The 12,445-nt window shown below is 66.4% G+C and carries 8 protein-coding genes; 2 read left to right on the plus strand and 6 right to left on the minus strand.

The window, feature by feature from the left end; genetic code table 11:
- Nucleotides 1–19: 19 nt before the first annotated feature.
- The 4 genes from fdhE to fdnG form a co-directional block, all read right to left on the minus strand.
- Nucleotides 20–949, minus strand: a complete 930-nt coding sequence (gene fdhE, locus E8F12_RS24815; RefSeq protein ID WP_280327868.1) for a formate dehydrogenase accessory protein FdhE — start codon at nt 947–949, stop codon at nt 20–22.
- A 204-nt stretch (nt 950–1,153) separates the two neighbouring features.
- Complete coding sequence (locus E8F12_RS24820) at nt 1,154–1,786, minus strand: formate dehydrogenase subunit gamma (protein WP_280327869.1); 633 nt, start codon at nt 1,784–1,786, stop codon at nt 1,154–1,156.
- Between the two features lie 78 nt (nt 1,787–1,864).
- Nucleotides 1,865–2,770 carry a formate dehydrogenase subunit beta gene (gene fdxH, locus E8F12_RS24825; RefSeq protein ID WP_280327871.1) on the minus strand — a complete coding sequence of 302 codons (906 nt, stop codon included), beginning with the start codon at nt 2,768–2,770 and terminating at the stop codon, nt 1,865–1,867.
- 11 nt (nt 2,771–2,781) lie between these two features.
- The gene (gene fdnG / locus E8F12_RS24830; protein ID WP_280327872.1) at nt 2,782–5,856 is read right to left on the minus strand and encodes a formate dehydrogenase-N subunit alpha; all 3,075 of its coding nucleotides are present in this window, start codon (nt 5,854–5,856) and stop codon (nt 2,782–2,784) included.
- Between the two features lie 333 nt (nt 5,857–6,189).
- On the opposite strand from fdnG, the gene E8F12_RS24835 reads away from it, so the two are divergent.
- On the plus strand, nt 6,190–6,636 hold the full coding sequence (locus E8F12_RS24835) for a DMT family transporter (protein WP_280327873.1): 447 nt from the start codon (nt 6,190–6,192) through the stop codon (nt 6,634–6,636).
- A gap of 210 nt (nt 6,637–6,846) precedes the next feature.
- Here the strand turns inward: E8F12_RS24835 and E8F12_RS24840 are convergent, their stop codons facing one another.
- A complete protein-coding gene (locus E8F12_RS24840; RefSeq protein WP_280327874.1) occupies nt 6,847–8,778 on the minus strand; it encodes a methyl-accepting chemotaxis protein in 1,932 nt (643 codons plus the stop codon).
- A gap of 136 nt (nt 8,779–8,914) precedes the next feature.
- Nucleotides 8,915–11,257, minus strand: a complete 2,343-nt coding sequence (gene pbpC, locus E8F12_RS24845) for a peptidoglycan glycosyltransferase PbpC (protein WP_280327875.1) — start codon at nt 11,255–11,257, stop codon at nt 8,915–8,917.
- A gap of 501 nt (nt 11,258–11,758) precedes the next feature.
- Here pbpC and E8F12_RS24850 point away from each other — a divergent pair.
- Nucleotides 11,759–12,445: Ig-like domain-containing protein (locus E8F12_RS24850; RefSeq protein ID WP_280327876.1), on the plus strand; the 687-nt coding region annotated here is incomplete at its 3' end.

Raw genomic sequence — 12,445 nt, forward strand, 5'->3', positions numbered from 1 at the left:
CGTATTTGAGTCTAGGTGCTTATTCCCCACCGGGGGCCAGTAGCAGGTTGGGCGCGTGGCGCAGGTAGCCCTCCTCCGCCAGGCGCAGGTCGAGGTCGAGGCTGGCGAGGTCGTCGGCCTGGGCTTCGGCCTCGGCGTCGAATTCCAGGTAGCACTGTTTGAGGTAGGCCTGGCAGTTGGGGCACGCCTCGGCGCGGATGGGCGCCTCTTCTCCCTTCAGGCCGTCGCGCTCCAGGGAAAGGTAGGCCAGGCGCTTGCCCTCCTGGCATTGGCTGCATTTCAGACGCACGTAGTGCCATTCGCAGGAACACAGGGAGCAGGCGAGATAACGCAGTCCATTATGCTTACCGCGATTGCGGACCATGCCGCTGACCGGTGGCGAGCCGCAGGCCGGGCAGAGCACCGTGGCTTCGGTTTCCACCAGCGAGCCTTCCGGAAGGGCCAGCAACCAATGGCTGAAGGCGACCTGCAGGGCGGCACCGATGAAGGGCGCCAGGGCCGGCGGCAGCAGGTCGAACTGGCCACTGAGCAGGCCCACACCCCAGGCCTTGCGCTGGGCCGGGTCGGCCCCCTTGAGTTGATGCAGGGCCGCGGTGACGGCGGGGTTGGACGGAGCTTGGAAGCGCGTCAGCAGGGCATCGAGGGCGGCCAGCCAACCATCGGCGCGGACCAGGGCTTCGAAGGCAATCGGCGGCATGTCGTGCTCGCGGCTGCGGGCCAGGGCTTCCGGGGCCGGGCCGGGCAGCTGTGGCGGGTTATCCAGCACCTGTTGCTGGGCCTCGCAGAGTTCGGCGACCAACTGGAGGTAGCCGGCCAGGGGGTGGCCTTCGGCGAGTTTGCGCAGACGTGCGGCACGCTGGCGGAACAGGTCGCGCCCGGGCAGGTGGAGGAAAGGCGGAATGTTGGCGGCCGCTTCGATCTGGCCGGGTTCTAGTATCTGGCCTGGCACTCAAGACTCCTTCAGTGGATTGGTCAGGGGTGTAGGGTGGGTGGAGCAATGCGATACCCAGCGTTTGCGCCGAATTGATGGGTATCGCTGCGCCCCACCCAGCCTACGAACCTGTGCGTGGAATCGTTGGGCTTCGCGGAGTTTTGCCCAAATTACAAGGCCGCTTCGCGGCCTTTGGCGAATGAATTCCCCCCACAGAAAAGTTCAACGCTTGCCTCCCTCCTCCTTGCTGACTTCCTTGTACCAGGCGCCGTGGTGCTTGCGTGCCCAACTCCTGCTGACCCAGCCATGGAGCATGGCGCTGACGGAGCCCTTGACCCAGATGCCGGCGTAGATGTGGACGATGATGCTGCAGATCAGCACCCAGGCGGCGAAGGCGTGCAGCAGGGCCGAGATACGGATCAGTTCGATGCCGAATAGGTGGCTGAAGTACTCCCGCCAGATCACCGCGCCGGTCAGCAGCAGCACCAGCATGCAGAGCAGCAGTACCCAGAACAGCAGCTTCTGCCCGGCGTTGTAGCGGCCGACTTCGGGCAGTTTGTCCTCGCGGTTGTTCACCACGTCCTTCCACTGTTTCAGCCACTGGCTGTCGTTCTTTTCCCAGCGGTTGTGGTGGGCGAAGCGCATGGCCAGCCAGATGAAGAAGAGGAACATGGCGACGCCGAGGAAGGGGTGCAGGATGCGCGTCCAGGGCCCTCCACCGAAGAAGGCGCTGAGCCAGAACAGGGACGGGTGGAACAGCGCCAGGCCGGAGAGCCCGGCGAGGACGAAGAGAATGGCCACCGCCCAGTGATTGCTGCGCTCGGAAGGGGTGTAGCGCTCGATGTCTTTGTTCATGTCTGGCTCCGTAGCTGGGGCGGGCTTCCCTCTCCCCAACCCTCTCCCAGAGGGAGAGGGGGTGGTTCTGTGCCGTAGTCAACTTGGCGATTTCGGGTCGGGCCGGCGCACCGCCGGATCGCCTTGCGGCGCCTCGTCCTCGTCCACCTTGTTCGGGCCAACCCGCACGTAGTGGAAGAAGCCGAACAGCGCCACCACGCCCATGGCCAGCAGGCCCAGCGGCTTGGTCACGCCTTTCCACAGGCCGACCATGGGGCTGATGACCGGGTCGTCCGGCAGGCCGGCGTAGAGCGAGGGCTTGTCGGCGTGGTGCAGCACATACATCACGTGGGTGCCGCCAACTCCCGGCGGGTCGTAGAGGCCGGCGTTCTCGAATCCGCGCGACTTGAGGTCGACTATGCGTTCGGCGGCGTGCTCCTTCATGTCTTCCTTGGTGCCGAAGACGATGGCGCCGGTCGGGCAGGTCTTCACGCAGGCCGGCTCCAGCCCGACCGAAACCCGGTCGGAGCAGAGGGTGCATTTGTAGGCCTTGTGGTCCTTCTGCGAGATGCGCGGGATGTTGAAGGGGCAGCCGGTGATGCAGTAGCCACAGCCGATGCACTTGTCCTGGTTGAAGTCGACGATGCCGTTGGCGTATTTGACGATGGCACCAGGGCTCGGGCAGGCCGCCAGGCAGCCCGGATCGTCGCAGTGCATGCAGCCGTCCTTGCGGATCAGCCACTCCAGCTTGCCCGCCTCGGGCTCGTACTCGGTGAAGCGCATGAGCGTCCAGGAGTCGGCCGTGAGGTCCGCCGGGTTGTCGTAGGTGCCGTGGTTCTGGCCGACCTCGTCACGCAGGTCGTTCCATTCCGAGCACGCCACCTGGCAGGCCTTGCAGCCGATGCACTTGGAGACGTCTATGAGTTTCGCCACCTCATCCATCTCGCGCACCGAGGGGTATGGGGTGGTGGTGGCGGAGCGGGCGATGATGTCTTGTGATGCCATGGCTCAGCTCCTCATGCCTTTTCGACCTTGACCAGGAACGACTTGAACTCCGGCGTCTGCGTATTACCGTCGCCGACGAAGGGAGTAAGCGTGTTGATCAGGTAGCCGTTATGCGCCACGCCGGAGAAGCCCCAGTGCAGCGGGATGCCGACCTGATGGACAGTCTTGCCATCCACGGTCAGCGGTGAGAGGCGCTTGGTCACCACCGCCACCGCCTTGATGAAGCCGCGATTGGAGGTGACCTTGACCCGCTCGCCGGCGGCGACGCCCAGTTCCTTGGCCAGGGCTTCGCCTATCTCGACGAACTGCTCGGGCTGGGTGATCGCGGCCAGCCGGCAGTGTTTGGTCCAGTAGTGGAAGTGCTCGGTGAGGCGGTAAGTCGTGGCCACATGGGGGAACTGGTCCGCCTTGCCGAACATTTCCAGGTCGCCCTTGAACACCCGCGCCGCCGGGCTGCTGGTGACCTTGGGGTGATCCGGATGCAGCAGGTTGCGCCCGACAGGGGTCTCGAAGGGTTCGTAGTGCTCGGGGAACGGCCCCTCGTTCATCTTGTCCACGGCAAAGAAGCGCGCTACGCCCTCGGGGTTCATGATGAACGGGCTCAGGCCCGCCTCGGGCGCCGCGTCGACCTTGTAGTCCGGCACGTCGGTGCCGGTCCAGGCCTTGCCGTTCCACCACACCAGGCGTTTCTTCTCTGCATCCCACGGCTTGCCGGATGGGTCGGCCGAGGCGCGGTTGTAGAGGATGCGCCGGTTCGCCGGCCAGGCCCACGCCCAGCCGAGGGTCTGGCCCATGGCGTAGGGGTCGGCGTTGTCGCGGCGGGCCATCTGGTTGCCGGCGGCCGTCCAGCAGCCGGCGAAGATCCAGCAGCCGCTGGCGGTGCTGCCGTCGTCGCGCAGCACGCCGAAACCGGGAATCTGCTCGCCGGCCTTGAGCAGCACGGCACCGGTGGCCGGGTCGGTGAGGTCGGCCAGGGCCTTGCCGTTGAACTCGCGGGCCAGCTCATCGGGCCATGGATCATGGGGACGCTGGTAGCCCCAGTCGAGGCCGAGGATCGGGTCCGGGAAGGCCCCGCCCTCTTTCGCGTAGAGATTGCGCAGGCGATGGAACAGGCCGCCCATGATGGCTATGTCCGTGCGCGCCTGGCCGGGCGGCTCGGCGCCCTTCCAATGCCATTGCAGCACGCGTCCACTGTTGACCAGGGAGCCGTCCTCCTCAGCGAAGCAGCTGGTGGGCAGGCGGAACACCGTAGTCTGGATGCTGGCCGTGTCGACGTCGTTGAACTCCCCGGCATTGCGCCAGAACTCCGAGGTGTCGGTGGCCAACGGGTCCATGATCACCAGGTACTTGAGCGTGGCCAGGCTGGCAGTGACTTTGGCCTTGTTGGGGAAGGCTGCGATGGGGTTGAAGCCCTGGCAGAAGTAACCGTTCACCTTGCCCTGGGACATCATGTCGAAGTAGCGCAGCACGTCATAGGCTGGCACATCGAGCTTGGGCAGCCAGTCGTAGCACCAGTTGTTCTCGGCGGTTGCCGACTTGCCGAACCAGGCCTTCATCAGGCTGACGTGGAACTTGCCGTAGTTCTGCCAGTAGGACATCTGCCCCGGCCGAATTGGCTTGCTCGCGCGCTTGTCGATGTAGGCCGCGTAGTCCTGCTCGGCCTCGGCCGGCAGGGTCAGGTAGCCCGGCAGGGAGCTGGAGAGCAGGCCCAGGTCGGTCAGCCCCTGGATGTTGGAGTGGCCGCGCAGGGCGTTCATCCCGCCGCCGGGCATGCCGATGTTGCCCAGCAGCAGCTGCACCATGGCGCCGGTGCGGATCATCTGCGAGCCCACCGAGTGCTGGGTCCAGCCCAGGGCGTACATGATGGTCATGACCTTGGTCGGGTCGGACGTTTCGGCGGCCAGGCCCCAGACCTGCTCCAACAGCGCCTTCGGCGTACCGCAGATGCTGCTGACCAGTTCCGGGGTGTAGCGGCTGTAATGCAGCTTCATCAGCTGGAACACGCAGCGCGGGTCCTGCAGGGTCGGGTCGGACAGCACGTAGCCGTCGTCTCCCTTGGCATAGCTCCAGGTGGACTTGTCGGGGTAGGAGCGCTTGGTTTCGTCGTATCCGCTGAACAGGCCGTCCTTGAAGCTGAAGCCTTCATTCACGATGAAGGGCGCGTCGGTGTAGTTGCGCACGTACTCGTGCTGGATCTTGTCGTGGCTGATCAGGTAGTTGATCAGGCCGCCGAGGAACGCGATATCGGTGCCGGCGCGAATGGGCGCGTAGTAGTCCGCCACAGAGGCCGAGCGCGTGAAGCGCGGATCGACCACGATCAGGCGGGCCTTGTTGTGCGCCTTGGCTTCGGTGACCCACTTGAAGCCGCAGGGATGGGCTTCGGCGGCGTTGCCGCCCATTATCAGCACCAGATCGGCATTCTTGATGTCGACCCAGTGGTTGGTCATGGCGCCACGGCCAAACGTCGGAGCAAGACCTGCTACCGTCGGGGCGTGTCAGACACGAGCCTGGTTATCGAATCCCAGCATGCCGAGGGAGCGCACCACCTTGTGGGTGATGTAGCCGGACTCGTTGGATGATGCCGATGCCGCGAGGAAGCCGGTGGTGAGCCAGCGGTTGACCGTCTGGCCCTGGGCATTCTGCGTGACGAAGTTGGCATCGCGGTCGGCCTTCATCAGCTTGGCGATGCGGTCGAGGGCTTCATCCCATTCGATGCGTTTCCACTCGTTGGAGCCGGGCTCGCGGATCTCCGGGTACTTCAGGCGGTTGGGGCTATGGACGAAGTCCAGCAGACCGGCGCCTTTCGGGCAGAGGGTCCCGCGGTTGACCGGGTGGTCGGCGTCGCCCTCGATGTGAATGATGTTCTGCGCGACGTTCTTCGCTGCATCGCCCTGGCTGTACATGATCAGGCCGCAGCCGACCGAGCAGTAGGGACAGGTGTTGCGCGTCTCGTTGGTGCGCGCCAGCTTGAAGTGCCGGACCTGGTCGGCGAAGGCTTCCGGGGGCGCGACCCCCAGTGCCGCCAGGCTGGACCCTCCAAGGCCCACGGCACAGACCTTGAAGAATTGTCGACGGTTCATGTCCATCGTGCTTTCCCACCTCATCAGGCAGACCCAGCCCGGTACATTGCCGGGCACATATCCCTTAAAAGGTTAGCTAGCTTCGGGGGTAATGCCAGAGCCGCGGGGCAGAGGGCCTTGTGGGGGCGAATTCATTCGCCAAGGGCAGCGCAGCTGCCCCTGGGAAGACCCAAGGCCAGACCGGCAGCCTGCTTGACGATTGAAATCGCCCCCACAGGGGTGAAGCCCACCGGCAAGCCGTGAGTGGCTGGATGTGAAAGATGAATCGCGGCGCTTCTAAATTCCGTGGCCAGGGACTGCTCGGGCATACTGTGCGCCCCTCGATTTCCGGAGATCGCCATGCCCAAGGCCTGGTGGCTGCTCGCCCTGCCCTTCGTCGCCGGTGCCTTCCTGCCCCTGCAGGCCGGCATCAATGGCCAACTGGCCAAACAGATTTCCAGCGTGATGAGCGCAGCGCTGGTGTCGTTCGTGGTGGGCACAGTCGCCCTGCTCGCCGTGGTGCTGCTGCAGCGCGAGCTGCCATCCCTGGATGCCCTCAAGGGCCTGAGCTGGTGGCAATGGAGCGGCGGCCTGCTCGGTGCGGTGTTCATCGCCACCGCCGCCTTCGCCGGCCCGCGCATCGGCGCCCTGCTGTTCATGGTGCTGGTGCTCGCCGGCCAGTTGAGCATGGCGCTGACGCTGGACCATTTCGGCTGGGCCGGCTACCGCGAAGCGCCCATCAGCGCTGGCAAGCTGGCCGGTCTGGCGTTGATCATCGGCGGCGTCTGGCTCATTCGTCGGGGCTGATCAGCGGCAAAATCATTCTGATGTTATTGCCAGGATTGACTTGAGCAACCAGAAGTTCTTTGCTGGCAGCGGCTCCCTTAACCCGTCCACCATGTCTCCGGGCCGTACACCCGAAGGGAGAGGGGGCCGTCCGTGCAGACGTTGGCCCGCAATGGTCTTCCTGTAGGAACGATTTCAATCGCGAAGCAGGACACAGTCCTGCCCTCCCCTTCAGAGCCTGAACCTTCCCACCTGCTGCGCCAGGTCGCCGGCCAGGCGGCTGAGGGTTTGACATTCCTCGCGGCAGCCGCGCACTTCGCTGGCGGTGGCGTGGGCCAGGTCGGCGATGCCCTGAACGTTGCGGTTGATTTCCTCGGTCACTGAAGACTGCTCCTCGGTCGCCGCCGCCACCTGGTGGTTCATGTCACTGATGCGCTCTACCTGGTCGGTGATTGCGCCCAGGGAAGTGCCGGTGCGCTGGCTCGCCTCGACGCCGGTACCGGTGGCGGACTGGCCGGCGTGCATGGAATGCACGGCCGTCTCGGCGCCGTGCTTGAGGCGCTGGATCATCTGCTGGATTTCGTCGGTGGAGGCCTGGGTGCGGCTGGCGAGGGTGCGGACTTCGTCTGCGACCACGGCGAAGCCACGCCCCATCTCACCAGCGCGAGCGGCTTCGATTGCGGCATTCAGGGCCAGCAGGTTGGTTTGCTCGGAGATGCCACGGATCACCGCCAGCACCTGGTCGATGGACGCCACCTGGCTGGCCAGTTCGCTCACCGCCGAGGCGGCGACGCCAATCTCGCTGGACATCTTCTCGATGTGCCCTACCGATTCGCCCACCACCTGGCGTGCCTGCATAGATTCGTCGCGGGCGTGCTGGGAAGCCTGAGCGGCGGCGCCGGCGTTGCGGGCGATCTCCTGCACGGTGAGACCCATCTCATGCACGGCAGTGGCCACCATGTCGGTCATTTCCTGCTGCTGGCCGGCACGGCCGGCGGTGTTGTCCACCACCAGGGCCACCTGGCCGACCACCTTGTGCAGCCGCTCGCTAGTGTCCAGCACTTCGCCGATCAGGCTGCGCTGGCTTTCCAGGAAACGGTTGAAACCGCGAGACAGGTCGCCCAGTTCGTCGGCGCGGGATTCGTCCAGACGGCGGGTCAGGTCGCCGTCACCGCCGCCGATTTCCACCAGCGCCGCGGTGACTTGGCGGATCGGTCGCACCAACCCGCGTGCCAGCAGCACCACTAGCAGCACGCAGAGGGCGAGCACGCCGAAGCCCGCCAGGCTGCTGGTCCACATGGCCTGGCGCGCCTCGGCGTAGATTTCCGCCTCTGGCACTTCGCTCACCAGCAGCCAGCCGAGGCTTTCCAGCGGCCGGGCCAGGGCGAGGAAATCCTCGCCATCGCGGCTGAAGCGGATGGCCTTGCTGCCAGCGCCCAGCAGTTCTGCGGCCGGGCCGGCGCCGAAGACCTCGGCCAGGCGGCCGCTGCCGTTCAGGGCGGCGTCGGGGTGGACCTTGATGCTGCCCTCGTGGTCCATCAGGAACACCCGGCCGCGCTCGCCAAAGCGGAAGTCGCGGATCATCTCGGACATGGACTGCAGGCTGTAACCCAGGCCCGACACGCCCAGCGTCTTGCCGTTGCGGCTGATGCGCTGGTTGATGAACAGGGTCGGCTGGCGGGTGCCCTTGTCGATGTCGATTTCCAGCACCCGGTTCCGGTCGCTGTCCACCAGCCTGTAGAACCACTGGTTCTCCGGCTGGCTACGGTCGATCGTGCGCGCCAGGCCCGTGCCGGTGTAGTAGTGGCCGCTGTCCAGCACGGCGATGGAGGTGGTCATGGCGTTCTGTTGGGCGCGCACGCCTTCCAGGTAGCGGGCGAAGGCCTCGGCGCGGGCCGGGTCTTCGCCTTCGACCAGCCAGTCCTGCACCAGGGCGTTCTCGGCGATGCCGGCGTTGGCGGTGATGGGCGCGACCAGGGTGCGCTCAAGGGCGTTGCCGATGGCCTGTACGCGGGCGGGCAAGGCTTCATCCAGCAGGAAACGTTCGGTCAGGCGGTTCATCAGCATCGAGTAGATGCCGATGACGATCAGGATGCCGGCGAGCAGGGCCGCGCCCATGCTGAAAATCAGCTGCCACTGAATGCTGCGTTGCCAGAGGCGCATGGAGTTGTCTCCTTGGATTCTTGTTAGAGGCGACCTGCCGGTCACGGGGAAAGATTGTATACAGAATGGTCAACAATTTTTCCTGACTTTGCAGACAAACCTTATCGGCAGCTAACGCGAAGGACTTGATAGCCCATCACTCGACGATGGCGAACTCCAGACGAGCGGTCTGACCGGCCTCGTCGAGCACGCTCAACTGGTACCGGCCGCTGCGCCTGAATACCTGGTTGAAGCTTTCATCCGCGGCAATTGCCGTGATCGGCGCGCCGTCCAGGAACCACCAGAGCCGGCCGCTGCCACCCAGGGCGGAGAGTTTCAGCCGCAGAGGTTCGGCGCTGCCGGAGGGGCGGCGCAGCTGGTCGCCCTCGCGCACTCCGACTATGGACAGCGGCGCGGCCGGCGGCGCTATCGTCGGCGGGCAGGCCGGGGCAGGCGTTGGCAGGCGCGCGGCGCGGCGTTCACGACGCGGCAGCCAGGGCTCCAGGGGCGCCGGCCAGAGCACCAGCTCCGAGGCGTGGGCATCGGCGCAGCCGGGCGCCACCTGACGCCCCGCGGCATCGACCCAGAGTGACTGGCGCAGGCCGAGGCCGAGGGGCTGGTCGGCGGCCAGGAGGGTGGGCGGCGTGGTGCCGTCCAGGGTCCAGGCATAGCGCTCGCGGCGGCAGCTGGGATCGCCCTTGGCCATGGGTTGGCCCAAGGGCCAACAGATGGCCGCGACATCCACCTCCGGCGGTTGCGGGTCCGGCGGCTGGGCGATACCGCGTTGGGCATCGCGGTTCACCAACAGGTCGTGCACCTGCAGCAGCAGCGGCGCTGCCGAGGCCAGGCCGAATTGGCCGGGCACCGGGGTGCCGTCCGGGCGGCCGATCCAGATGCCGATCAGGTGGCGCGGCCCCACGCCTATCGCCCAGGCGTCGCGGAAGCCATAACTGGTGCCGGTCTTCCAGGCCAGCACCGGGCGCTGGGTCAGCCGTGCACGCGGGTCGCGGTCCGGGCGCGCCTGGCCGGCGAGGATACGGCGGATGATCCAAGCCGCCCCGGGCGAGAGCAGGCGGCGCTCCTGCAGGGCGGCCTGGGGCTGCAGGCGCAGCCGGGCGACCCGGCCCTGGCGGGCGAAGGCGCTGTAGCCGCTGACCAGCTCCTCCAACTTGCTGCCGGCACCGCCGAGGATCAGCGCCAGGTTCGGCTCGCTGGCCGGCGGCAGCGCCAGAGGCACGCCGACATTGCGCAGCTCGCCGGCAAAGCGCTTGGGCCCGTAGGCCTCCAGTAGCTGTACCGCCGGCAGGTTGAGGGACATGCCCAAGGCCTCGCTGGCCGAGACCGGGCCGATGAAGCCGGCGGCGAAGTTGCCGGGGCGATAGTCGCCGTAGCGCCGGGGCACGTCCTGCAGCAGCGATTCGGAGTGGATCAGCCCGGCGTCCAGGGCCATGCCGTAGAGGAAGGGCTTGAGGGTCGAGCCGGGGGAGCGCAGCGACTCGATCATGTCCACGTGGCCGAAGCGGCGCTCGTCGGCGATGTCGATGGAACCGAGGTAGGCGCGCACCGCCATGCTCTGGTGCTCGACCACCAGGATAGCCGCCGAGGTGCGCTCCGGGAGGCGCGCGCGCCAGCCCAGCAGCAGGTCTTCCAGGCGCCGCTGGAGAGCAGCGTCGAGGGTGGTGCGGATCAGCGGCGGGCTGTCGGCGCGGTTCAGCCGCCGGGCCAGCAATGGCGCCAGGCTGGGCTCCTGGCGCGGAGCGAGGAGCACGGGCTCCTCCAGGGCTTCGTTCACCGCCCCCTCGGGCCAGACCTGGAACTGCGCCAGGCGCCGCAGCACCTTGTCGCGGGCCGCCTGAGCCTGCTCCGGGTGGCGGTCAGGGCGCAGCCGGCTGGGCGCCTGGGGCAGCACCGCGAGCAGCGCCGCCTCGGCACGGGTCAGTTGGGCCGGCGGCTTGCCCAGGTATGCCCAGCTGGCCGCCGCCACACCCTGCAGGGTGCCGCCGAAGGGCGCTCGATTGAGGTAGAGACCGAGGATTTCGTCCTTCGACAGATGCCATTCCAGCTGCGCGGTGCGCCAGAGCTGGCGCAGCTTGCCGCCGAGGGTACGCGGGTGCGGGTCGAGCAGCCGCGCCACCTGCATGGACAGGGTGCTGCCGCCGGAAAGGACGCGCCCGCCCTTCAGGTTGAGCCAGGCCGCGCGGGCCAGAGCCAGGGGGTTCACCCCCGGGTGCCGGTAGAACCAGCGGTCCTCGTAGGTGAGCAGGGCTTCCAGATAGTAGGGCGAGACCTGGTCCTGGCTCACCGGGTAACGCCAGACGCCTTCGGCATCGGCGAAACGCCAGAGCGGCGTGCCGTCCTCCGCCAGCACCACCCGCGCCAGGTCGTCGCCCGGCAACGGCAGCGGGAACAGCCGGTCGGCCGACCAGAGCAGCGCCAGCAACAGCAGCGGTATCAGAACCAAGGGGCGGCGCAGGACGCGCCAGCGGTGACCTGACCTCAACCACGCCATCCTGGCGGGCGATGGGGCGACGTGGAGTTGGCGGGCCATGACATCTCCAGGGCAGGGCCGATTCAAGGCGCAGATGGTCTCCCCAACTGCATTTCGCGGCAAGGCATCGAGCCTTCGAAGTCGCAACGTTCAAAAAAAGAACGCCAGAATTTTGGCCAATCCTTGCCGTTCGTCGACATTTTGACCGCCAGTACGGGCCGTTTGTATCCGTGCCTTTACAGAGTCCCGGGCCACTCCTAAACGACTATCAAACTGACACTACAGTGCCCTGGCCGTCGCTGTAGTCGGTGCTCGTCGCTTTCACGGTCCCTTGCTCAGATCAGGAGTCCCTCCATGGGTGCTTGCAGATTCCTGCGCGCTGCCTTCCGGCTACGCGCACGCCCGAAACAGTGGTACGCCCCGCGCATCCGGGCGGCCCAGCCTCCGCCTGGCGTCACCGCGCGGCCCTGGTAACGCCATCACGACCAACAAGTTCAACAATAGGAATTCAGCATGGCCATCTCCACCACCTCCTTCAGCAACACCCCCCAGGCCACCGGCGACACCTTTGTCTATGACAGCCTGGTGCAGGGCGACCTCGACTACATCTATCTGGATGTCATGGCGAACGACCTGGGTGGCAAGGCCAAGACCCTCTATTCGCTGGACGATGGCGTCACCGCCGATGGCAGCACGGCGACCCGGACGGAGATACAGGCCGACCTGCTGGCCCGTGACACGGATTGCTTCAGCGCCTACGGCGCACGCATCTGGATCACCCAGGACCCGCTGGATGGGAAAACCAAGGTCCTCTATGACCCGACTGCACTCTTCCAGAGCGAGGCCTACCAGCGACTTTCCGCCGGCGAGCTGATGACCGACAGCTTCACCTACGCCATACGCATGAGTAACGGAACCCTCAGCTGGACTACCGCGACGGTGAAGATCTATGGGGTCAACGATGCCCCGGAGTCTTCCAATGGCTACGGCACCACCGATGAGGACACCCCCATAGTCGGCGCCGCCCTGCCCGGCGCCACTGACATCGATGGCGACAGCGTCAGCTATGCCCTGGGCTCGACCACTGCCGAGCATGGCACGGTCACCGTGCACGCCGACGGCACCTTCGACTACACCCCGGTCGCCAACTACCACGGCAGCGACAGCTTCTCCTTCGTGGTCAGCGACGGCCTCGGCGGC

The sequence above is a fragment of the Pseudomonas sp. BN102 genome (assembly GCF_029871245.1).
GTDB lineage: Bacteria > Pseudomonadota > Gammaproteobacteria > Pseudomonadales > Pseudomonadaceae > Metapseudomonas.

What these genes read in the sequence shown, in the direction of transcription:
- E8F12_RS24820 (WP_280327869.1), bottom strand. Translation starts at nt 1,786, where the DNA reads ATGAACAAAGACATCGAGCGCTACACCCCTTCCGAGCGCAGCAATCAC.
- fdxH (WP_280327871.1), bottom strand. Translation starts at nt 2,770, where the DNA reads ATGGCATCACAAGACATCATCGCCCGCTCCGCCACCACCACCCCATAC.
- E8F12_RS24835 (WP_280327873.1), top strand. Translation starts at nt 6,190, where the DNA reads ATGCCCAAGGCCTGGTGGCTGCTCGCCCTGCCCTTCGTCGCCGGTGCC.
- E8F12_RS24840 (WP_280327874.1), bottom strand. Translation starts at nt 8,778, where the DNA reads ATGCGCCTCTGGCAACGCAGCATTCAGTGGCAGCTGATTTTCAGCATG.